The 21,822-nt window shown below is 46.1% G+C and carries 18 protein-coding genes; 17 read left to right on the top strand and 1 reads right to left on the bottom strand.

From position 1 onward, the window contains the following. Positions 1–63: 63 nt before the first annotated feature. Genes DFR60_RS10815 through DFR60_RS10800 form a run of 4 tightly spaced genes read left to right on the top strand, consistent with a single transcriptional unit; the run spans position 64 to position 6,222 of the window. A complete protein-coding gene (locus DFR60_RS10815) occupies positions 64–1,638 on the top strand; it encodes an extracellular solute-binding protein (protein WP_110322916.1) in 1,575 nt (524 codons plus the stop codon). A 3-nt stretch (positions 1,639–1,641) separates the two neighbouring features. After that, positions 1,642–3,105 (top strand): sulfatase family protein, encoded by a 1,464-nt coding sequence (locus DFR60_RS10810; protein WP_110322915.1) that lies wholly within the window; start codon positions 1,642–1,644, stop codon positions 3,103–3,105. Between the two features lie 34 nt (positions 3,106–3,139). Beyond that, a complete protein-coding gene (locus DFR60_RS10805; protein ID WP_110322914.1) occupies positions 3,140–4,552 on the top strand; it encodes a sulfatase in 1,413 nt (470 codons plus the stop codon). Further along, positions 4,552–6,222: a DUF4091 domain-containing protein gene (locus DFR60_RS10800; protein ID WP_110322913.1), complete on the top strand. Its 1,671-nt coding sequence runs from the start codon at positions 4,552–4,554 to the stop codon at positions 6,220–6,222. The genes DFR60_RS10805 and DFR60_RS10800 overlap by 1 nt, the downstream gene beginning before the upstream one ends. A gap of 191 nt (positions 6,223–6,413) precedes the next feature. On the opposite strand, the gene DFR60_RS10795 is transcribed toward DFR60_RS10800, so the two are convergent. Beyond that, entirely contained in the window at positions 6,414–7,682 is a 1,269-nt protein-coding gene (locus DFR60_RS10795) for an L-cysteine desulfidase family protein (RefSeq protein WP_055654662.1), read from the bottom strand. A gap of 337 nt (positions 7,683–8,019) precedes the next feature. Between DFR60_RS10795 and DFR60_RS10790 the strand changes: the two genes are divergently transcribed. From DFR60_RS10790 to DFR60_RS10730, 13 genes are all read left to right on the top strand, one after another. Beyond that, entirely contained in the window at positions 8,020–8,877 is an 858-nt protein-coding gene (locus DFR60_RS10790) for a tyrosine-type recombinase/integrase (RefSeq protein WP_110322912.1), read from the top strand. Positions 8,878–9,305: 428 nt separating this feature from the next. Beyond that, positions 9,306–10,247, top strand: coding sequence for a PspC-like choline-binding domain-containing protein (locus DFR60_RS10785; protein WP_110322911.1), 942 nt, complete (start codon positions 9,306–9,308; stop codon positions 10,245–10,247). Positions 10,248–10,263: 16 nt separating this feature from the next. Next, positions 10,264–11,808, top strand: coding sequence for a hypothetical protein (locus DFR60_RS10780; protein WP_110322910.1), 1,545 nt, complete (start codon positions 10,264–10,266; stop codon positions 11,806–11,808). A 91-nt stretch (positions 11,809–11,899) separates the two neighbouring features. Continuing rightward, positions 11,900–12,631, top strand: coding sequence for a CpsB/CapC family capsule biosynthesis tyrosine phosphatase (locus tag DFR60_RS10775; protein ID WP_110323164.1), 732 nt, complete (start codon positions 11,900–11,902; stop codon positions 12,629–12,631). Between the two features lie 19 nt (positions 12,632–12,650). Beyond that, entirely contained in the window at positions 12,651–13,385 is a 735-nt protein-coding gene (locus DFR60_RS10770; RefSeq protein WP_110322909.1) for a YveK family protein, read from the top strand. Beyond that, the gene (locus tag DFR60_RS10765) at positions 13,386–14,186 is read left to right on the top strand and encodes a CpsD/CapB family tyrosine-protein kinase (protein ID WP_110322908.1); all 801 of its coding nucleotides are present in this window, start codon (positions 13,386–13,388) and stop codon (positions 14,184–14,186) included. A gap of 17 nt (positions 14,187–14,203) precedes the next feature. Further along, entirely contained in the window at positions 14,204–16,123 is a 1,920-nt protein-coding gene (locus tag DFR60_RS10760; protein ID WP_110322907.1) for a nucleoside-diphosphate sugar epimerase/dehydratase, read from the top strand. Positions 16,124–16,344: 221 nt separating this feature from the next. Then, positions 16,345–16,869 carry an antiterminator LoaP gene (gene loaP, locus DFR60_RS10755; RefSeq protein WP_110322906.1) on the top strand — a complete coding sequence of 175 codons (525 nt, stop codon included), beginning with the start codon at positions 16,345–16,347 and terminating at the stop codon, positions 16,867–16,869. A gap of 30 nt (positions 16,870–16,899) precedes the next feature. Next, complete coding sequence (locus tag DFR60_RS10750; RefSeq protein ID WP_243005041.1) at positions 16,900–18,186, top strand: DegT/DnrJ/EryC1/StrS family aminotransferase; 1,287 nt, start codon at positions 16,900–16,902, stop codon at positions 18,184–18,186. A gap of 27 nt (positions 18,187–18,213) precedes the next feature. Next, positions 18,214–18,864: a sugar transferase gene (locus DFR60_RS10745; RefSeq protein ID WP_110322905.1), complete on the top strand. Its 651-nt coding sequence runs from the start codon at positions 18,214–18,216 to the stop codon at positions 18,862–18,864. Beyond that, on the top strand, positions 18,861–19,466 hold the full coding sequence (locus DFR60_RS10740) for an acetyltransferase (RefSeq protein ID WP_110322904.1): 606 nt from the start codon (positions 18,861–18,863) through the stop codon (positions 19,464–19,466). Before DFR60_RS10745 ends, DFR60_RS10740 begins: the two co-directional genes overlap by 4 nt. After that, positions 19,463–20,611: a glycosyltransferase gene (locus DFR60_RS10735; RefSeq protein ID WP_110322903.1), complete on the top strand. Its 1,149-nt coding sequence runs from the start codon at positions 19,463–19,465 to the stop codon at positions 20,609–20,611. Before DFR60_RS10740 ends, DFR60_RS10735 begins: the two co-directional genes overlap by 4 nt. Positions 20,612–20,634: 23 nt before the next feature. Then, positions 20,635–21,807, top strand: a complete 1,173-nt coding sequence (locus DFR60_RS10730) for a glycosyltransferase family 4 protein (RefSeq protein ID WP_110322902.1) — start codon at positions 20,635–20,637, stop codon at positions 21,805–21,807. The last annotated feature ends 15 nt before the right edge of the window (positions 21,808–21,822 follow it).

The following is a 21,822-nucleotide window of genomic DNA, read 5'->3' as shown; positions in this document are numbered from 1 at the left end:
TACCAGAAACGCCCGAAATGCGGTAAAACAGCAGATTTATATAAAAGAAAGAGAGGGTATGTAATGAAAAAAAGACAGGTAATGAGTTTGGTACTGGCGGGAGTTATGGCAGCCTCTGTAACGGCCTGCGGCGGCGGAACCGCGAAGACAGCCGGTAAGACGGAGACGAAAGAGGCATCTGGCAAGGAGGCAGCTTCTTCAAAATCAGAGGATAGAGTTCCAATTCACTGGCTGACAACAGGCGATGGGGCAGCGAAGGCGATCAAACCGGATGACCGGATTGTGGCAGCCATTAATGAAAAACTGGGCATCGATCTGACCGTAGAGATTGTGCCGGAGGCAAATACGGAGAAGGTTAATGTGGCTATGGCTTCGGGAGATTTCCCGGATGTTGTGACGGGAGCTTATGGAACAAGCGCTACGAAGCAGTGGATTGATGACGGAATGGTAATTCCTCTGAATCAGTATTTTGACACGATGCCCAATATAAAAGCATGGCTGGAGGATGACTACGAGTGGTCTGCCATCGACGGGAACTACTACGGACTTCCATTTATTACGCAGTACAGTGCAGCCAATTCCCTGATTGTTTTCAGACAGGACTGGCTGGATAAGCTGGGGCTCTCTTATCCGAAGACACTGGATGATATGAAAAATGCGCTGATTGCATTTACAAACGATGATCCGGACGGCGACGGAAAGGCCAATACTTATGGATATACCGCGGAGAAACCAAGCAGCACAACGGGAGGCACGCCGTTTGACTGGGTATTTTTTGCCTACGGTCTCCCTTATGCCGACTACTCTGTTAATGCGGGCGGAGAGGTCATTCCATTTTTCGAAGATCCATCCTTTATCCCGGCGATGAATTATATCAAGGATTTATGGGATATGAAAGTGGTGGATCCGGAGCTGATGCTGAATGATAATCCGAAAAAAGAAGAAAAATTCTATCAGGGTAAATGCGGATCTATGCTTGCGCCATTGTTCCGCCATGTGACACGCCATGAAAACAGTGTAAGAGAGCTGTTTTCGGACGCTTCCATTAGCTACGGACTTCCACCGGAAGGACCGGACGGCGCAAGCGGACTGAATAAGCAGGGGAAAAACGGCATGATGACCTGTATCACCACAGCGTGCAAGAACCCGGATAAGGCGGCTGAATTTGTCGATTTCATGGTTTCTAAGGAAGGCAATGACTTACTGAGACTTGGTATTGAAGGAATCCACTATACAAAAGATGGAGACACCATCACCTTTAACGAAGAAGAACGTGCAAAAGACGCATTTGCAGAGGACGGCTGGGCCCATGCTCTGGCCTGGGGCTCCTTCTACTGGCCGTTAGAGAGCGGATATATTCCGGTATCTGATCCCAACAGAGAACGTGCGCTGGATACCGTAAAGGTAGCTACAGAGTGCCAGATGCCGAATTTAATCAAACAGAAGACTCCGGCGGAAATTGAAAATGGATCCGCAGTGAATGACGTATTTATCCAGTACTTCTCCGATATGCTTCAGGGAAAGATATCCATCGAGGATGGCGTGGTATCTCTTGGGAAAGAGTGGAGAAACCAGGGCGGCGATGAGATCTTAAAAGAAGCCAATGAGATCTACAAGTCAGAAAAACAGGTGGAATAATCGATGAGAAAGAAACCAAATATACTCTTCATACTTACAGATGATCAGGGGGCCTGGGCAATGCATTGCTCGGGCACCCCCGAGCTTTATACCCCGAATCTGGACAGAATCGCCGCTTCGGGGATGCGCTTCGACAACTTCTTCTGCGCCTCGCCGGTCTGCTCGCCGGCCCGTGCGTCACTCCTCACCGGAAAGATTCCGTCGGGCCACGGTGTCCTGGACTGGATCCGGAGCGGAAGTGTGGACGCGGAGAAATTTGCCGCCCAGGGAAAAGAGAATCCCTACGCAGACGGCTACAAAAATGAGCGGAAGCCCATCGCTTATTTAGACGGGCAGACCGCCTATACGGACATCCTGGCGGAGGACGGATATCACTGTGCTCTGGCGGGCAAATGGCATCTGGGGGACAGCGTGACGCCCCAGCATGGATTTGAGAAATGGTACACCATCGGTCTGGGCGGCTGCTGTTATTACCATCCGGACATTGTGGATCACGGGGAGATCACGGTGGAGCACGGCAAATACGTGACGGAGCTCTTCGCCGATAAGGCTCTGGACTATTTAGAGGAACTGGCAAAGGAGGAGGAACCGTTCTACTTGGCTGTGAACTTTACGGCGCCTCACGCCCCATGGGGAAAGGAGCACCATCCGGCCAAATGGATCGACTTCTATGAGGACTGTGATTTTGCCTCCATTCCGGATATTCCGGACCATCCCGATTTGCTGACCGGACCGGTCTACGGTACGGAAAAGAGAAAGGAAAATCTGCGGGGCTATTTTGCGGCGGTCAGCGCCATGGATGAGCAGGTGGGAAGACTTTTAGACGCCCTGGAAGAGAAGCATCTGACAGAGGATACCATCGTGATTTTCTCCGCGGATAACGGCATGAGCATGGGGCAGCACGGAATCTGGGGAAAGGGAAACGGAACCTTTCCTATGAATATGTTCGATTCGGCAGTCAAAGTGCCGTTTCTTATATCCTGGCCTTGCCATATCGCTCCGGGAAGTGTATGCTGTGAGATAGTGAGTGCGTATGATTTGTTCCCCACACTGCTGGAACTGACCGGCCTGTCTGACCGGTTCCCCAAAGGCCTTCCGGGGAAGAGCTTTTCCAGCCTGCTTATCGGCGGGGAACAGGAGCGGACGGGCGAGATCGTCGTGTTTGACGAATATGGCCCGGTGCGGATGATTCGGAACAGAGAATGGAAGTATATCCACAGATATCCCTATGGAACGCACGAACTCTATCACCTGACCGACGACCCGGGAGAGACAGAAAACCTCTTCGGGCTTTCGGAGTATGAAGCAAAGGTTCTGGAGCTGAAGAAGCAGATGGAAACGTGGTTTCTCAAGTATGTGGATCCTGCGATCGACGGGGTAAGGGAAGGTGTGACAGGATCGGGACAGCTTTGCAGACCCGGCCTTTACGCTGTACGCACAGATGTATATGGCCCGGTGGGGACGTAAAGTAGTGCGTGTTTGAAAACGGAGGAGAGAAATCATGGCAGTACAACCGAATTTCTTATTTATCTTTATGGACGATATGGGCTGGAGGGATCTGGCCTGTACCGGCAGTACCTTTTATGAGACGCCTAACATTGACCGGCTTTGCAGGCAGGGGATGGTATTTGCCAATTCCTACGCGTCCTGCCCGGTCTGCTCTCCATCGAGAGCCAGCTGTTTAACCGGACAGTATCCGGCCAGGCTGGGGGTGACGGACTGGATCGATATGGAGGGAACCTCTCACCCCTTAAAAGGAAAACTCATTGATGCTCCGTATATCAAGCATCTGCCGGACGGGGTGTATACAATCGCACAGGCGTTAAAGGATGCGGGATACGAAACGTGGCATGTGGGGAAATGGCATCTGGGAGGAAGAGAATATTACCCGGACCATTTCGGATTCGATGTCAATATAGGCGGCTGTTCCTGGGGCCATCCCCACGAAGGATATTTCAGCCCCTATGGGATCGAGACGCTTCCCGAAGGGCCGGAAGGGGAATATCTGACAGACCGGATCACGGATGAGGCGGTCCGCCTGCTGAAAGAGCGGAAGGCGGGCGGAAGCAGGAAGCCATTTTACATGAATTTATGCCATTACGCGGTACATACACCGATACAGGTGAAGGATGAGGACCGGGAGCGCTTCGAGAAGAAGGCGAGAGAGCAGGGGCTCGATCAGGAGACGGCCCTGGTGGAAGGAGAATTACACCATACCGAGGATAAGAAGGGACGGCGCGTGGTCAGAAGAGTGATTCAGTCGGATCCGTCCTACGCGGGAATGATCTGGAATCTGGATCAGAATATCGGACGGCTGCTGGATGCGCTTTCTGAGTGCGGAGAAGAGGAGAATACCGTGGTGGTATTCACTTCTGATAACGGCGGACTCGCCACAAGCGAAGGATCGCCCACCTGCAATCTGCCCGCTTCGGAAGGAAAGGGCTGGGTCTATGAGGGCGGAACCAGGGTTCCGCTGATCGTTAAGTATCCGGGCCACGTGGCTCCGGGGAGCCGGTGTGACGTGCCTGTTACGACCCCGGATTTCTATCCCACATTCCTGGAATTGTCCGGTGTACCGCAAAAAGCCGGGATTCCCATCGACGGAAGAAGCATCGTTCCTCTGCTGGCCGGTAATCACATGCCGGAAAGGCCTGTCTTCTGGCACTACCCACACTATGGAAACCAGGGAGGGACTCCTGCCGCTTCCGTTGTTCTGGGAGACTACAAGTATATTGAGTTTTTCGAAGACGGACGCGGAGAACTTTACGACCTGAAAGCGGACTTTAGTGAGACGAACAATATTTGTGAAAACATGCCTGAGATGGCTGCGCGGCTCCGGATGCTCCTGCATGGATGGCAGCGGGAGGTATGCGCCCGTTTCCCGGAAGTAAATGAGGCGTATGGGGAGGTATGATGAAAGATAACAGAGAATACCAGATAAAACTGATGAGCGCACTGGCGAAGGTATTTCCCGGACAGGAGCCGGAAGAGGATCCATGCTGTACCGGATTTACGATGCTCCGCGGGGAGACGTTCAGCTTCGTGGCCGCGTATACCTGCGGCGGCGGAAATGGCGGTCGGGGAAATTTCGATGCGGTGGTGCGGGTGGAATCACCGGCTGCAGAATACTGCCGTATCCGGGAGATCATCCCGGTTCCATCCTTGCGCCCGGTAAACAGCTGCACGGACAGCAATTATCTGCGCACACAGCCGGGAATGTATCCGGATCTGCTGACCGAGCCGGCAGGAGGGCGCATTACCTTCACACCGGGCCAGTTTAAGAGCCTGTGGATTGATGTGGAGATTCCGGAGAACGGACCGCACGGGGAAATTCCTGTGGCTGTGGTATTTGCCTCGCCGGAGGGTGAGGAGCTGTGCAGGAGAGAGACCTCCATACAGGTGTACCGGACCGTGCTCGGTCCCCAGAGACTCCTGCGCACGGAATGGTTCCACGGAGACTGCCTTGCCGACTATTACCAGGTGCCTGTCTTTTCCGAGGAGCACTGGAGGATCATGGAGAATTTCATATCGGCGGCTGCGGCCAGGGGCTGTAATATGATCCTGACGCCGCAGTTCACCCCGCCACTCGACACGGCGCCCGGCGGAGAGCGGACCACGATTCAGCTGGTGGGGGTAAAGGTGCTTCCAGGGGGCGGCTATGAATTCGATTTTGCCAGGCTGGAGCGCTGGGCTGCCATGTGCTTATCCTGCGGCATGACCTGTTTTGAAATGTCCCATCTCTTTACCCAGTGGGGAGCCGGTCATCCTCCGAAGATCATGGCCGAGGAGAACGGGAAGGAAATAAAGCTGTTCGGCTGGGATGATCCGGCCGTGGGCGGACGCTACACCACATTCCTGGAGGCCTATCTCCCCAGGCTGACGGAAAAGCTGCGGGAATTAGGCATTGCCGGGATAACCAGATTTCACATTTCCGATGAACCGGAGCCGCAGCATCTCTTATCCTATAAGCAGGCGAGAGAATCCGTGGCGCCGTATCTGAAGGATTTCGTCATCATGGACGCCATCTCCAGCCTTGCGGTCTGCAGGGAGGGAGAAATCGACTGTCCGGTGTGCTCCAACGACCATATGGAACCATTTCTGGAAGCGGGCGTTACGCCTCTGTGGAGCTATTACTGTACAGCCCAGGATTATCTGGTCAGCAACCGCTTCATGGCCATGCCGTCCGCCAGATGCCGTATCTATGGCGCGCAGGTATTTAAATACGGTATGGAGGGGATCCTTCACTGGGGATACAATTTTTATAATTCCCAGTACTCATTAAAGACCCTGGATCCCTACCGGTCCACGGATGCCGACGGCGCATTCCCATCCGGTGATTCATTCCTGGTGTATCCGGGAGCGGACGGAAAACCGGAGGAATCCATACGCATGATGGTCCTGTGCCATACGATGCAGGACGTGAGGGCCATGGAGCAGCTGGCCGATAAGAAGGGGAGAGAGTACGTCGTTAATATGCTGGAGGAGGATTTGGGAGAGCCGATCACCTTTAAGCGGTATCCGAAGTCAGATTACTGGATTCTCCAGATGAGAAACCGGATTAACCGGGAATTGGATGAAGATTAGTGTGTGTGTTTGTTTGTTTCAATCCACATTCTGAGTCCAGAATACAACACCCAGAATGACATGGCAGTGGGGGATATATGCCCGCCGCTGCCGCTGAACTTGTTTTTGCGATTCATCTCCCAGACTCTACAGGTGGGAGATGAATCGCTTATTTTGTTAAATTACACTGCGAAGAACCATACTGCGAGATACTACTGCAGCATAATCTTAATAATCTCTTTATCGGTCTGTTTCATGCCTTCTTTTCCAATGTATCCCACACAGCTGATCGTCTCACCGGCGTCCTCCTGGAGAATGCCGCTGTCTGCCTGGTAGGCCCTGCCGTTCATGGCGAGATAGTGGGCCATCATGGCGGCATCCAGGCTTGTGGCGATTTTGGCGGCACAGGAGATCTTGGCTCCGTCGCAGATGATGCCCGGGATATTGGCTAAGACATTCCCGATGGTGTTCTTAATCTGTTCCAGGGTTCCGCCCACCAGATAGGTGATGGCAGCTCCCGATGCGCAGGAAGCGGATACGGCGCCGCAGAAGGCAGACAGCTTGCCGATAAATTCCTTCTGGTAGATGGTCAGCAGGCTGGAAAATGCGAGAGCCCGGTATAGACGTTCCTGGCAGATATTATTTTCCCTTGCATAGACAATGACGGGGACCGAGGAGGCGATTCCCTGGTTTCCGCTGCCGGAGTTGATCATGACCGGCATGTCACAGCCGCCCATTCGGGCCTCTGATCCGGCGGCCGCGTAGGCCTTCATGCGGACAGCCACGCCGTCCGGGTACGATTCCTTGATGATCTTTCCGATACCGAGTCCGTAGCTTCCGGCCATTCCCTCATAGGCAATGTTCATATTATGAATGATGACCCGGTCCAGCAGCTCGTGGATATCCTTAAGCGGTACCTGGTCTGCAAAATCCTTAATATTATCCACGGAGAGCAGACTGCGGTCCGCCAGACTGCATCCGCCTTCCTTATGGTCTGAACTGAAAATCACTTCTTCGTCTTTCGTAATCTTCGTGATGTTGGTGTGGTCATACCGGATCTCCAGCGTTACAACGGAAGCGTCCTTATGCAGCTCCAGGATGATGTGCAGCGGAATCTCAGAATCCAGATATTCCACGGTACAGACTCCGTCTCTCAGCATAGCTGCCGCCGTCTTCCGGTCCTCATCTGTCAGATCTTCTAAAACTTCCATACATTTGGAGGCATTGCCTCCGACAATTCCCAGCATGACGCCGGCTTCGATGCCGACCATATTCTCTGAGTTGGGAATCGTGACACAGCGGACATTTTTAATCATGTTGCCGCTGCAGTAAGCGATGACTCTGTCGGGCAGGCAGCCCAGCACCTCTCTGGCCCTGGCTCCGGCGTAGGCCAGTGCGATGGGCTCGGTGCATCCCATGGCGGGGATCAGTTCTTCAGCCAGTATCTTCAGGAATTCATCGTGTATTCTCTCGTTCATCATGAGTATCTTCACCTTTCCATTCATTCATATTGTAAGCAGGTAAATCAGCATGAAGCCCGAACAGGTATTGAAATTCCTTGTGGCTGCTGCGCTGAATTAGGATGTTTTAATAATAAAAATTTATCAAATTCCGAGTGGAAAGTCAATGGTTTTGGGGATATTGCATCGTTTCCATCCACGGTTTGAGTTTCGGGCGACATATCAGCCGGTATGATTATGTTCATATTTTTACAGGAAATGGATGAAACACTTTTTTTCTGGTCTCCTAACAGATAATATTTTCTTTGGTATCGGTAATAATAGTGCATAAAACGTAAAATTGAAAAGGAGAAGACAGATGGAGACGGAAATGAATGCAGATATGATGTTGGAAGAGTATCGAAGGTATCTCATCTACAATGAGAAAAGTAAGTCGACAGTCAGTAAGTATGTACGGGATGCTGGTAAATTTCTGGATTTTTTGCAGACCTGTGGGGGAACGGGAGACAAGATAACGAAAGAAAACGCTATGCACTACAAAACAGAATTAATAGGAAGATATAAGCCTTCCAGTGTGAATTCCTTTTTAACCGCGCTGAACAGCTTCCTTACATTTTACGACAGGCAGGAATGCCGTGTCAGGCTGCTGAAGATCCAGAAACGCGTTTTTACCGATCAGAACAGGGAGCTGACCAGAGAGGAATACATTCGACTGGTCGAAGCGGCCCAGAGTGAGAAGAAAGATCGGCTGGCCCTGGTTATGGAGACGATCTGCGGGACCGGAATTCGCATCAGCGAACTGCGCAATATAACGGCAGAATCCCTGCAGAGGGGGTATGCAAGCGTCTCGTGCAAAGGAAAGGAGCGGATTATCCTGATTCCTCTAAAGCTGAAGGACAAACTAAAAGACTACTGTATCAATAACGCCATCCAGTCGGGAAGCATCTTTATAACCCGGACAGGTAAGCCGATCGACCGCAGCAATGTCTGGACTGAAATGAACAAAATATGTGAGAGAGCAGGGATTTCCCACGAAAAAGTATTTCCCCATAATATGCGTCACCTGTTTGCAAGGACGTATTATGGAAAACAGAAAGATATTGTGCATCTGGCGGATATTTTAGGGCACAGCAGCATCGAAACAACCAGGATCTATACCATGACGAGCAGTTGGGAATATGAAAGACAATTGAATGAAATGGGACTAATAATATAAAAATACAACATAATACACATTATGTTGTGACAATTATACGACTCTTAGATTTTTATGTCAAGGATTTTAGTACGGTAAACTACATATTACACATTATGTTGTGATAAGCATACAGCAACGAAGTTTCGTTGTCAATATACGACAGGGTATTTTTTTAGAACCTGTCAGGCTTTGCGGCAATAAAAACGAATAGGATCAGGTCTGCGCTCGGACAGCGGCATTTATTCCAAATACGGAAAAAGGCCGTAAATACATGACAGCGCAGGCCTTTTTTACTACATATTGTGTATTATGTTGTAAACCGAACATGGGCGGTAATTTCTCGGGCAGAACCAGAAAGCCGAGGCGGCATAATATTCCAATAGTGCAGACAGGACGATTGCGGACAGAATATTTCAATCAGGTCATTTTAATCAGGAGGAGAAAAGATGAGAGGAAAAACATGGAAACTTGCAGCTGTTACACTGGGACTTAGTATCAGCGCGGCAGCAGCCGTCTACGCGCAGACGCCGGGATGGAGTTTAACCGGGGAGGGCTGGCGTTATATGTCTGTGGAAGGGCAGTATCAGGCAGCCAGATGGTTCCAGGATACGGATGGGCGCTGGTATCATTTTGACCAGAATGGAATTATGCAGACCGGATGGTTTCAGGATGGCAGCGGCGTGTGGTATTTCCTGGCAACAGACACCGGGGCGATGAAGACTGGATGGCACCAGGATCCCGATGGGAAATGGTATTTCCTCGCTTACAGCGGAGCCATGCAGACAGGCCTGATCAAAGTAGACCAGAAAGTATATTATATGGAACCGGGCGGAGCGCTGTTTACAGGAGATAAGGAAATTAACGGTGTGATCTATCACTTTACGGAAAATGGAACAGTAGGATCGGTGCCTCCGGTTCAGACGGCGCAGGTGTGGTCTGCCAACGGAAACCAGACGTCCGGTTCAGACAACAGTTCGTCCAAAGAGAAGGTACGGGTCAGAGACGTTGTCCAGAATGACATCAAAGACGCTGTTAATCAGACAAGCGGAAGCGAGCATATAGTCAGCGCCTCGATCAGCGGACAGAGTATAAGCGTGACTCCTGTTGCTGTTTCCACCATGCTGGAGGGACTTCCGGCGGCCCAGTCCGTTTTTGAGGTATTTCTGTCTTCCGGATATATTAATGAAGTAACGATCAGCGGTCCAGGAGGAAGCGCAGTGGTTCATGAGGCAGGCGACCTGGTGGGAGCGGCGAGAAGCCTGGGCTTTTCGGGAAGCGGAAGCTTTTCTCAGGCCAGAGGGTCCTATACGGTGACGGTATCCTATTCCGGAACGCTGGACTATGGTTATGAAGACGGAACTCTCGTATATTCCGTTGCTGTTAATTGAGTGATGGTCCTCTGAGATGATTCAAAGAACGAAATGTTTATCAGTAATCCTTTTTACATTTCTTTTATCCATTATATTTGTTTTGATCGCACCGTTGACCGGCTGCGCATCCGGATTAAATGCCAGCGAGCAGGAGCTGGTGGCAAAGGCCAAAGGCACGTTTGAGTGGAATGGAAAAGAATACCGGGCAAAGCAGACATATATCGACCAGCTGACTGCATATCTGTGCAGGGATGATGTGGACTTAAACGCAGATACCTGCGCCTCCGCGGCCGCAGAAATGTACGGCAATGTGGAACGCGGTGTGACGGAAGGCTATCTCTATGAAGTCGGAGGCAGTGGGGAGAACGCCGCAGATACCATAAAAGCGATAGAATCAGAGGCGGGATCCCAGGAAGAAAATGACTCTGGACAGGAAGGCTTGCCAGGAGATGAGGAGCGGTCTGACAAACAACTTGGGGAGAAGTCTGACGAACAATTTGAGGAGTGGACCGGCAATAAGCTTGATGAAAAGTTCAATAAGTGTACTCCCGTTATTTTCCGGCTGCCGGGGTGTTGGTGGTTCGGAGGGAATCGGGCGGGAGGAGAGGACGCAGGAAATGGAGTTGGAACAGAAAATGGGTGGCATAGTCTGTTAGATCCGGCTCTTTACTGCCTGCTCATGGTGTGCGAAGCCGTGTGTTCCATCATTTTGATAACGGCATTGGCTCAAACTGCCGGGAACCGGAGCTTAAAGCACCGGAGCAAGGCGAGAAAAGCGCTGCAGACGATTGTAATCGGCATGACGGCCGGCGCCTGTTTCCTTTCAGGACTGCTTCTATCGCTTCGCATTGGGGCATTTTCAGAACAGGCGGTGTTAAACCAGATAGAAAAGACTTCCTGGTACCAGACGGTTTATGACGATATGAAACGGGAGACATTCATGACTCTGTCCTTGATCCAGGCGCCTGAATATGATTACGGGGACACGGTCAAGTATTCCAATGTGGTACTGACTGCCAGGCAGCAGGTAAAAGCAGAGCTTGAGGGAGAATCACCGCAGCCTGATTTATCGGGAGCGATGGAACCGCTGCGGTCTTTTGTAACTGCCGGTTACAGGCGTGCATATCCGAATTCTGAAGTGGCTGCCGCAGGCGTGGAGTACCTGATGAACGGCCTGGAGGCACGGTGTGAGAATCTGGTGCACTGGGCGGGGATGGACTGGTGGCGCCAGAAGACGAGGGATTTTGTGCGTTGGATGCCGGTTTTACTGGGAGGCGCTGTTCTGGTCTTTTCACTGGGGACCGCAGAACTGATCTGTCTGAGCCGTTCCCGTTGCCGGGCGGTCAAGAGAATCGGAACCAGCCTGTTTGTGGGATTTTTAGGCCTTGCCATCTGCGGTCTTCTGCTCTGGCGATTCGGAGGGGCTGGAACCGTGTGGACAGAACCGGTCTATATGAATGAATTTGCACGGTATCTGTCAATCTCAGCCGGATACAGCGCGCTTTCACTCGGAGGCATGGGCTGCTGTTTGTCAGCAATGGCATTCTATATATCAAAATGTATGAAGTACGAAAGATGAAGTCGGGAGGATGGCATGAGAGGAATGAGAAAAGGAAGAGAGAAAGATAGTAATGATTATCGGAATCATTTCGTGGGGGGGGGGGTACAAAATGCCGCTCGGTCTATTTGATCTCCACTGCCATCTGCTTTATGGAATAGATGACGGTGCCGTTTCTCTGGAGGAGTCTCTGTGTGCTGTTCAGATGGCGTGGGATGAAGGAATCAGCCATATCGTATTTACGCCTCATTATACACCGGGGAAGGTTTCTGCAGAGAAGGAAGTCATTCTAAAACGAATAAATGAGGTCAGAGAGGCCGCCGAAAATGCAGGGATTCACGGCATAAAGTATTACTGCGGCAACGAAGTGCTCTACGTTTCCGGCGTGGAGGAACTGTTAAAACGGGGCGAGATATTTACAATTGCAGATACCAAGTACGTGCTTCTGGAATTCTATCAGGGGGTAAGATACCAGGATATGTTTCAGGGGCTTTCTCGCGTGGTGAGAAAGGGATATATCCCGGTTTTGGCACATGTGGAGCGATATGTCTGCCTGTATCAGAGCGTGGAGAGAATAGAGGAACTGCGGGATTTGGGAATTGTGATTCAGATGAACACGGAGTGCTTTTTTCAGCGGATTCCGGACGTGCGGATGGTCTGGTACAGGAAATTGATGAAAGCCGGTTATGTCCAGCTGATTTCCACGGATGCACATGGTGCTGACAGGAAACCGCCGCGGATGAGAAAGGCGGTGGAATGGCTGGAACGCCACTGTGATCACGGGCTTGTGGAGCGTGTGCTCTACGAAAATCCTGCGAGGCTGCTGGAGGGCCGGATACTATAAGAATTTCAGAGGGAGAACGATGAAAGATACAAGAGACGATGAGATAGAGATTGATTTGCTGCAGCTTTTCTGGGTGATGAAAAGAAGACTGTGGATTATGATTCTGGCAGTTGTCGTGGGGGCGGCGGCGGCCATGCTGTACACCACAACCCTGGTGGAACCGGTTTACACTTCTTCCACCATGATTTACATATTAAACAAGACAAACAATATTACATCGCTGTCAGATCTTCAGTTGGGAACACAGCTGACAAAGGATTATAAGGTGCTGGTGACCAGCCGCCCGGTTCTTGAGCAGGTGACAAAGAATCTGGGATTAAACATGAGTTATCAGCAGTTAAATGGGAAAATTACGGTCAACAATCCGGCCGATACGAGAATTCTGACTATTTCAGCCAGGGATACAAATCCAGAGACAGCACGGGCCATTGCCGATGAGATGGCATCGGTGTCGGTAGCGCGCATTGCCGAGATCATGGACTCGGCGCCGCCAAAAATCGTAGAAGAGGGAAATCTCCCCACAGTGCCTTCCAGTCCCAATGTAAGAAAGAATACGGTACTCGGCGGGCTGGCGGCAGGAATCGCGGCGGCAGGCATTATCATTCTGTTGTATCTGATGAACGACAGCATCCGAAATGCAGGAGATATTGAGCGCTATCTTGACCTCAACACGCTGGGGCAGATACCGGAATTTGAAGAAAATGAGAGAAGAAAAAAGAAGAAAAGCAAATGGGGAAGAAGGGCGGTGGAGTAAATGCAGAAGGTAGAATTTAAGAAAATACCGCAGCTGGATTTCCGGACAAACGAAGCGTTCAAAACGCTGAGAACCAATATCACATTCTGCGGCGATGACCAGAGGGTGATCCTGTTTACCAGCACCATTCCCAACGAGGGAAAAACCTCAGTCGTATTCCAGCTGGCGAGATCATTTGCCGAGGATGGGAAACGGGTGCTTCTGCTGGACGCAGATATGCGCAAATCCGTCCTGATGGGCCATTACCGCGTCGACCGGGAGACGAGAGGACTGAGCCATTATCTCGTAGGCCAGGAATCCGCCGAAAATGTCACTTACAGCACAAACATAGAAAACATGGAAGTGATTTTCGCCGGCCCATCCACGCCAAATCCGGCGGAGCTTCTGGGAAATGCCAGGTTTGAGGAGATGCTCAGCGAACAGCGGGGAAACTATGATTACATACTGATCGACACCCCGCCTCTGGGCAGTGTCATTGACGCGGCGATCATTGCGCGAAATGTGGATGGAGCCGTTATCGTGGTGGAGAGCGGAGTCATCAGCTATAAGATGGTTCAAAAGGTAAAAGGCCAGCTGGAGAAGAGCGGATGCCGGATCCTGGGCGCGGTTCTTAACAAGGTGGACCAGGAGAATAAAGGCTATTACAGTGGGTATTACAGTAAGTACTATGGGAAGTATTACGGTTATGGGGCCAGCGGCAGCAGTGATAAGGCAGAAAAGAGTGGAAAAAATACGGAAGTGAACACGGCGTCTGTCAGCAGCGAAGAAAAACAGGCAAAGCGTTCCAGACGGCGCAAGTAGGATACGAAGGGGATAAAATGATAAAGACACGTATTATAGCAAATAAATGGTTCCGATCGGTATTATTTCTTATCTACGATATCTGTATGATTCAGATCTGCTCATTTTTAGCTCTTTGGATCCGGTTTGATTTGTCCACAAAATCCATTCCTTTACAGTACGTTGACGCAATGATGTCATATGCAGGTATTTTAACAGTGACAACTGCTATAGTTTTTTCATTGTTTCACTTATATTCCATAGTATGGAGCAGTGCCGGAATTATAGAAATGGAATATATTGTGGCGGCTTGCAGTGTGACTTGTGTTTTGCAGATTGCAGGTATGAATATTCTTAATATTGTGGTTCCTAGAAGCTACCATATATTGTGGCTGTTATTCATGACAGCATTTATTGGTATAAGCCGTATGAGTTACAGGGCTTTGCAGTTGGCTGGCAGGCATATAGGGCGAAAACGAGATGCTGCAGTGCAAAAACGGGTAATGATTGTAGGTGCAGGGCAAGCGGGTACCCTTTTAATAAAAGAATTAAACAGCAGTGAGAGGGCATCAGGAATACCAGTATGCATTATTGATGATGACCATAATAAAATAGGTAAATATATTAATGGAGTTCCTATTCGCGGAACGAGGGAAGAAATTCCCGAACTGGCAGAGAAGTATAAAATAGATGAAATATATATTGCTCTTCCCACAGCAACAGGTGTGGAAAGAAAAAAAATACTGGAAATTTGCCAGAAAACAAAATGTATATTGAAAATACTTCCAGGTCTATACCAATTAATGAGTGGTGAGGTTAGTATTGCGAAACTTCGAGATGTTGAGATTGATGATCTCTTAGGGAGAGAGCCTATCAAAGTTAATTTAGACGAGATTATGGGGTATGTAAAAGGCAAAGTTGTCATGGTTACAGGAGGCGGCGGATCAATTGGAAGCGAATTATGCCGACAGTTGGCTGGGCATGGAGTGGGGCACCTGATTATATTTGATATGTATGAAAATAATGCTTATGAGATTCAACAGGAGTTAAAACGGAACTATCCGGAGCTGAATCTGACTGTATTAATTGGTTCGGTACGAAATACAAATCGTCTGGATTTCTTATTTCGTACGTATCGACCAGACGTAGTATATCATGCAGCAGCCCATAAGCATGTTCCGCTAATGGAGGACAGTCCAAATGAAGCGATTAAAAATAATGTGATTGGCACTTATAAAACTGCGATGGCCGCAATTAAATATGGGACAAAACGTTTTATTTTAATTTCAACGGATAAGGCGGTAAATCCTACAAATATCATGGGAGCGAGTAAACGGTTATGTGAAATGGTAATTCAAATGTGTAATCAGAAAAGCGATACTGAGTTTGTGGCAGTCCGATTTGGTAATGTTTTAGGTAGTAATGGAAGCGTAATTCCGCTATTTAAACAGCAAATTGCGGCAGGGGGACCTGTCACAGTAACACATAGAGATATAATTCGTTACTTTATGACAATCCCAGAAGCCGTGAGCCTGGTATTGCAGGCGGGTGCCTATGCCAGAGGGGGAGAAATTTTTATCCTTAATATGGGGGAACCAGTGAAGATATTGGACATGGCTGAAAATTTGATCCGCTTATCTGGATATGAACCTTATAAAGATATTCAAATTCAGTTTACTGGCTTAAGACCAGGTGAAAAGCTTTTTGAGGAACTATTAATGGAAGAGGAAGGGCTTCAGGATACCAAAAATAAAAGGATTTTTATCGGACATCCGATGGATATTGATTATCCCTGGTTTGAAGACGAGTTAAAGAAACTCGATGAAGCTGCCTGGATGGAAACAAAAGATATGAGAGCAATGGTTCATAAGCTGGTGCCTGAGTATAATTACAAATTAGAAGGCACTGTTGTAAAAAAACAAGTTGCTGCAGCAGAAAAAACAGAATCAGAAGGTTAATGGTGCTCTGGAAATATCTATGCTTTATATAAAGTAATAAAAGGTAATTACAAAAGATATTGGGAAGAAGTTGTCGCCTTTGCGCATTTTTGCCAATACCTGTTATATAAAATAATTACTCATAGAGAGTGTATACTAATACGCAGTTTCTATGAGATGGCGAAGCCTGCCTTTTTCTGGCTTTAAAAAGTGTAGAGATGTAAACATATAAGGGTTATTTTATGGAAAAGCAGAAATGGTATGCAGTTCAGGTTCGTGCAGGGAAAGAACATATAGTAGCTGAACTTTGCCGTAAACAAATAGGGAATGACATATTAAAAGAGTGTTTTGTTCCCATGTATGAGAGAAAACGCCGCTATGAGGGAATGTGGCATAAAGAAGAGCTGCGGTTATTTCCAGGCTATATTTTTATGGTTACGGAGCAGATTCATGAATTATTTAAAAATTTGAAAAAGATTCCAGAACTTACAAAGATACTTGGCATGGGAAGCGAATTTGTACCACTGGAAGATTCAGAAGTGAAGTTTTTAAGAGATACCGGCGGTGATAATCATTTGTTGAAAGTATCGGAAGGATATATAACAGGAAAACAAGTGATTATTACCTCTGGTCCGATGACTAAACTGGTAGGAGAAATAAAATTTATTGATAGACATAAGCGTATGGCGATTATTCAGACGGAGATGTTTGGACGAATTATGGATATAAGGTTAGGGGTGGAAATAGTAACAAAGGTAGAAAAATAAGTCTGAACAATAAAAAATAAAGGTAAACAAATGATGAAAAAATGTAATGCAGATTTTCAGTGTACGACGAATAGTGAAAGATTAATAAATATAAAACCATTTGAAAACAAAATATGGCTTTCATCTCCGACTATGCATGGAGAAGAAATAAAATATGTGCAGGAAGCCTATGAAACAAATTGGATGTCTACTATTGGTGAAAATATTAATGAAGTAGAACGCATTGTTAAGGAAAAAACCGGCTGCAAATATGCTGTTGCACTATCGACTGGTACAGCGGCACTCCATCTGGCAGTAAAACTCGCAGGAGTAAAACCAGGAGAAAAAGTGTTTTGTTCCGATTTAACATTTGATGCGACAGTTAATCCTGTTGTATATGAAATGGGGGATCCTGTATTTATTGATACGGAACGTGATACCTGGAATATGGATCCGGTAGCTTTAGAAAGAGCATTTGATCTTTATCCGGACGTCAAGGTTGTTGTGGTTGCACATCTTTATGGTACTCCAGGCAAAATTGATGAAATAAAGAAAATATGTAAAACGCATCATGCGTTAATTTTAGAAGACGCAGCAGAATCATTTGGAGCTACATATAAAGGAAAACAGACTGGTACCTTTGGCCAGTTTAGCTGTATTAGCTATAATGGAAATAAAATAATTACTGGATCTTGTGGAGGCATGCTTCTTACTGATGACTTGGAAGCAGCAAATAAAGTAAGAAAGTGGTCGACACAAAGCCGTGAAAAAGCGCCTTGGTATCAACACGAGGAGTTGGGATACAATTATCGTATGAGTAATGTTATAGCGGGAGTTGTCAGGGGACAGCTGCCATATCTTGAGGAACATATTGCACAGAAAAAGGCTATTTATATGCGGTATAAAGAAGGTTTTAAAGATATTCCAGTATCAATGAATCCCTATGACAGTGAAAATTCTGAGCCAAATTTCTGGTTGTCTTGTATCCTTATCAATGAATGTGCAATGAGTAAGCAGGTGAGAGGTGAAACAGAGGCTTTGTATGTTAGAGAAAATGGTAAGAGCTGTCCTACAGAAATTTTGGAGAAACTGATGGAGTATAATATAGAAGGCCGGCCAATTTGGAAACCTATGCATATGCAGCCGCTTTACCGTATGAACGGTTTCATAACTCAAGAAGGAAATGGGAGGGCAAGAACAAACGCATATGCCGAAGGCAGTAGTATGGATGTTGGCATGGATATATTTAATAGAGGAGTGTGCTTACCTTCGGATAACAAGATAACACCAGAACAACAAGATGTAATTATAACTATTATTCGCAGTTGTTTTCAGTAATTTTTGTAAAACTGAAGGGTAGTAAATATGAGGACAGGATATGAAGTAAAAAAATTACATAGGCCATATGAAAAGTATTTTAAACGACCATTTGATCTTTTGTGCGGATTTGCAGCACTTACGGTTTTCTGTTGGTTATATATTATTTTAGCTATTATAATACGTATTAAATTAGGTAGTCCAATCTTATTTACTCAAGAAAGGCCAGGCAAAGACGAGAAAATCTTTAAATTATATAAATTTCGTACAATGACTGATGAAAAAGATGAGAATGGAAAACTTCTGCCAGATGAAATGAGATTAACAAGATTTGGAAAAATGCTGAGAGCGACTTCTCTTGATGAAATTCCAGAAGTATTTAACATTATTAAAGGAGATATGAGCGTGGTCGGACCACGCCCCTTATTAGTAAAATATCTGCCGCTTTACAGCGAAGAGCAAAAACACAGACATGATGTTCGCCCAGGGCTGTCAGGACATGCCCAGGTGAACGGACGTAATTCAGTATCCTGGGAAGAAAAATTTAAATTAGATGTTGAGTATGTGCATAACATTACTTTTCTAGGTGATTTGAAAATCATTTTCAGCACAGTTATAAAGGCTTTCATAAAGAGAGAAGGTATTTCTTCTCAAACATCTGTTACGATGGAGGAGTTTAAGGGAACATCAAGAATATGAGAAAACTTGTAATTATTGGAGCATCAGGGCACGGTAAAGTAATTGCAGATATTGCAGAAAAGAATGAATATAAAAATATTGTCTTTTTGGATGATAGCGAGTTGACTGAATGTGCTGGATTTCCAGTCGTAGGAAGGAGCACTGATGCCTGGTTATATAAAGAAACTTCAGAATTTATAATTGCCATAGGAAAGGCAAACATCAGACAAAAAATTCAGGAAAGTCTTAAAGGATATAAATTTGCTGTTTTGGTGCATCCAAATGCTTCGGTTAGCCGAAATGTTGAAATTGGTAAAGGAACAGTAGTTATGGCTGGTGCAGTGATTAATTCCAATTCAGTGGTTGGAAGGGGCTGTATAGTAAATACTGGCGCATCTATTGACCATGATGATAAGATCGGTGATTATGTACATATTTCAGTTGGCGCACATATTGCAGGAAGTGTAATTGTAGGAAGCAGGACTTGGTTAGGCATAGGAAGTTGTGTTATTAATAATTTGTATATATGCAGCGATTGTATGATTGGTGCTGGCGCTGTCGTTATTAGAGATATAAATGAGCGGGGGACGTATGTTGGAAATCCTGCAAGGAGAATTAGATGAAAAAAATTTGTTTTATAACAACCATACCATTGACTCTAAAATCTTTTGTTATAAACACGGCGATATACATTCATCAAAATACAGACTGGGATATTAGTTTTATTTGCAGTTATGATGTTGATTTTGCAAGGAATTTACCAGATTATATTCATTATTTCCCGGTTACTATGAAACGTGGAATCAGTTTTTCAGGTATTAAATCAATAATTGAGATGTGTAAAATTTTTAAAAGGGAAAAATTTGATCTGATTCAGTACTCAACGCCTAATGCCTCTTTATATGCTGCAATATCTGGAAAAGTGGCAGGAGTACCTGTTAGATTATATTGTCAGTGGGGGATGGCCTTTATTGGATTTCATGGACTGAAGCGAAAAATATTCGAAATAGAAGAAAAATTTGTATGCTCACTTTCTACATGGATTGAACCAGACAGTAGTAGCAACTTAACATATGCACATGAAATAGGATTATACCCGAAACATAAAGGTGCTGTGATCTGGAATGGAAGCGCCTGCGGTGTTGATTTAAAGAAGTTTAATATTGCTTATAAAGAGAGGTATCGAATTGCTATTCGTAGTGGATTGAATATTCCTTTAAATGCATTTGTTTTTGGTTTTGTAGGCAGAATAACCAGTGACAAAGGAATTAACGAGTTATTAGAAGCATTTAGAAGAATAAGCAGCAGAAATCGCTGTACTTACTTGTTGATGGTTGGACCAAGTGAGATAGGTGAAAATGTTAATTCTGAATTGTATCAGTGGTCAAAGAATTCCGCGCAAATTAGATATATAGGATATACAAGTGTCGTTGAACAGTATTTGGCAGCAATGGATACTTATATTCTTCCAAGTTATAGGGAAGGATTTGGAATGAGTGTCATTGAGGCAGAGGCTATGGGCGTTCCTGTTATTGTTACTGATATTCCAGGTCCCATAGATGCAATGAAAGATCAGGAGACTGGCATAATCGTAAAAAAGGCAGATATTGATTCGCTGGAAAATGCTATGGATGTTTTATATGTAAATTCGGAAAAAGCAAAAAAAATGGGGCAAAACGGTTACATATTTGCTATGACAGAATTCAACCAGGAACAGTTGTTTCAATATATACTGGAAGATCGTAAACGGCTCTTAAAAGACACTTAATAGATCGTAAAGGAGTTAACTAAATGAAAGCATTATTTTGCTATGATGGTCCTTTATATAAAGATGAAAATGGGGATTATTTTGATAGTATTTTAAATGACCAGATGTTTCAAAGATATTTTGCCGTTGCAGATGAACTTGAGGTTATCATAAGAACAAGACCCATTTCAAGAGAACAAGCAATTAAAAAAATGAGCCAACTGACTAATCCAATGATATCCATAATAGAGTGTCCTAATCTTTCATCATTTAGCGGAATGATTATAAATACTGACAAGGTAAAAAAAATACTAAAGGAAAGAATTCTAAATGCCGATTTAGTGTTTATTCGGCTGCCGAGTGTAATAGGAAATTACAGCATTGGTTTGTGTAAAAGTTTGAAAAAAAAGTATTTAGTTGAAGTCGTCGGCTGTCCGTGGGACTCCTATTGGAATTACAGTATTAAAGGTAAATTAGTAGCCCCTTTTTCGGCAGTAATGATGCGCAGGCAGATAAGGAATGCTCCTTATGTTTTATATGTAACAAATAATTTTCTTCAAAAAAGATATCCTACGAAAGGAAAAAGTATTGGCTGTTCTAATGTTGAACTTCAACCAGCAACTACAGACGTTCTTATAAGCAGACTGAAGAAAATTTCGGAATATAAGAAGAATACAAAGTTAATTATAGGTACGGCTGCGGGGTTAGATGTTTTGTATAAAGGCCAGCAATATATAATTCAGGCTCTGGGGCAGCTAAAAAAACAGGGAATTGATTGCTTTGAGTATCAACTCATCGGGGGAGGAAAAGGAACTTACTTAAAAAAAGTTGCGGAGATGAATAACGTAGCGGATCAAATTAAGATCATAGGGCAAATGCCTCATGATGAAGTCTTTACTTGGCTCGATTCCATAGATATATATGCACAACCGAGCAGACAGGAGGGGCTGCCAAGAGCAATGATTGAAGCAATGAGCAGAGGAATACCTTGTATAGGTGCTAAGACAGCTGGTATACCAGAATTGATAGATAATAAGTATATTTTTACTAACTCTAAGACAGAAGTGGAGGAAATTAGTAACCTGCTGTTAGATATGAGATCGGAATGCTGTATTATGGAAAGACTGGCTTTCGAAAATTTTCATGAGGCTTTGAAATATCAGAGAAGTACATTAGTTGAACGACGAACAAGGTTTTTTATGAGCTTTGCAGAATAGATGCATACCTGTTTA

Source organism: Hungatella effluvii, from assembly GCF_003201875.1.
In the GTDB taxonomy this organism is placed as follows: domain Bacteria; phylum Bacillota; class Clostridia; order Lachnospirales; family Lachnospiraceae; genus Hungatella; species Hungatella effluvii.
This window is presented reverse-complemented; position numbering and strand designations above follow the sequence as displayed.

Excerpts from the sequence above, each read along its gene's own strand:
- DFR60_RS10815 (WP_110322916.1), top strand. The coding sequence starts at position 64 with ATGAAAAAAAGACAGGTAATGAGTTTGGTACTGGCGGGAGTTATGGCA.
- DFR60_RS10810 (WP_110322915.1), top strand. The coding sequence starts at position 1,642 with ATGAGAAAGAAACCAAATATACTCTTCATACTTACAGATGATCAGGGG.
- DFR60_RS10775 (WP_110323164.1), top strand. The coding sequence starts at position 11,900 with ATGCCGCTCGGTCTATTTGATCTCCACTGCCATCTGCTTTATGGAATA.
- DFR60_RS10795 (WP_055654662.1), bottom strand. The coding sequence starts at position 7,682 with ATGATGAACGAGAGAATACACGATGAATTCCTGAAGATACTGGCTGAA.
- DFR60_RS10740 (WP_110322904.1), top strand. The coding sequence starts at position 18,861 with ATGAGAAAACTTGTAATTATTGGAGCATCAGGGCACGGTAAAGTAATT.
- DFR60_RS10780 (WP_110322910.1), top strand. The coding sequence starts at position 10,264 with ATGATTCAAAGAACGAAATGTTTATCAGTAATCCTTTTTACATTTCTT.
- DFR60_RS10770 (WP_110322909.1), top strand. The coding sequence starts at position 12,651 with ATGAAAGATACAAGAGACGATGAGATAGAGATTGATTTGCTGCAGCTT.
- loaP (WP_110322906.1), top strand. The coding sequence starts at position 16,345 with ATGGAAAAGCAGAAATGGTATGCAGTTCAGGTTCGTGCAGGGAAAGAA.
- DFR60_RS10765 (WP_110322908.1), top strand. The coding sequence starts at position 13,386 with ATGCAGAAGGTAGAATTTAAGAAAATACCGCAGCTGGATTTCCGGACA.
- DFR60_RS10750 (WP_243005041.1), top strand. The coding sequence starts at position 16,900 with ATGATGAAAAAATGTAATGCAGATTTTCAGTGTACGACGAATAGTGAA.
- DFR60_RS10800 (WP_110322913.1), top strand. The coding sequence starts at position 4,552 with ATGAAAGATAACAGAGAATACCAGATAAAACTGATGAGCGCACTGGCG.
- DFR60_RS10735 (WP_110322903.1), top strand. The coding sequence starts at position 19,463 with ATGAAAAAAATTTGTTTTATAACAACCATACCATTGACTCTAAAATCT.
- DFR60_RS10760 (WP_110322907.1), top strand. The coding sequence starts at position 14,204 with ATGATAAAGACACGTATTATAGCAAATAAATGGTTCCGATCGGTATTA.
- DFR60_RS10785 (WP_110322911.1), top strand. The coding sequence starts at position 9,306 with ATGAGAGGAAAAACATGGAAACTTGCAGCTGTTACACTGGGACTTAGT.
- DFR60_RS10730 (WP_110322902.1), top strand. The coding sequence starts at position 20,635 with ATGAAAGCATTATTTTGCTATGATGGTCCTTTATATAAAGATGAAAAT.
- DFR60_RS10790 (WP_110322912.1), top strand. The coding sequence starts at position 8,020 with ATGGAGACGGAAATGAATGCAGATATGATGTTGGAAGAGTATCGAAGG.
- DFR60_RS10805 (WP_110322914.1), top strand. The coding sequence starts at position 3,140 with ATGGCAGTACAACCGAATTTCTTATTTATCTTTATGGACGATATGGGC.
- DFR60_RS10745 (WP_110322905.1), top strand. The coding sequence starts at position 18,214 with ATGAGGACAGGATATGAAGTAAAAAAATTACATAGGCCATATGAAAAG.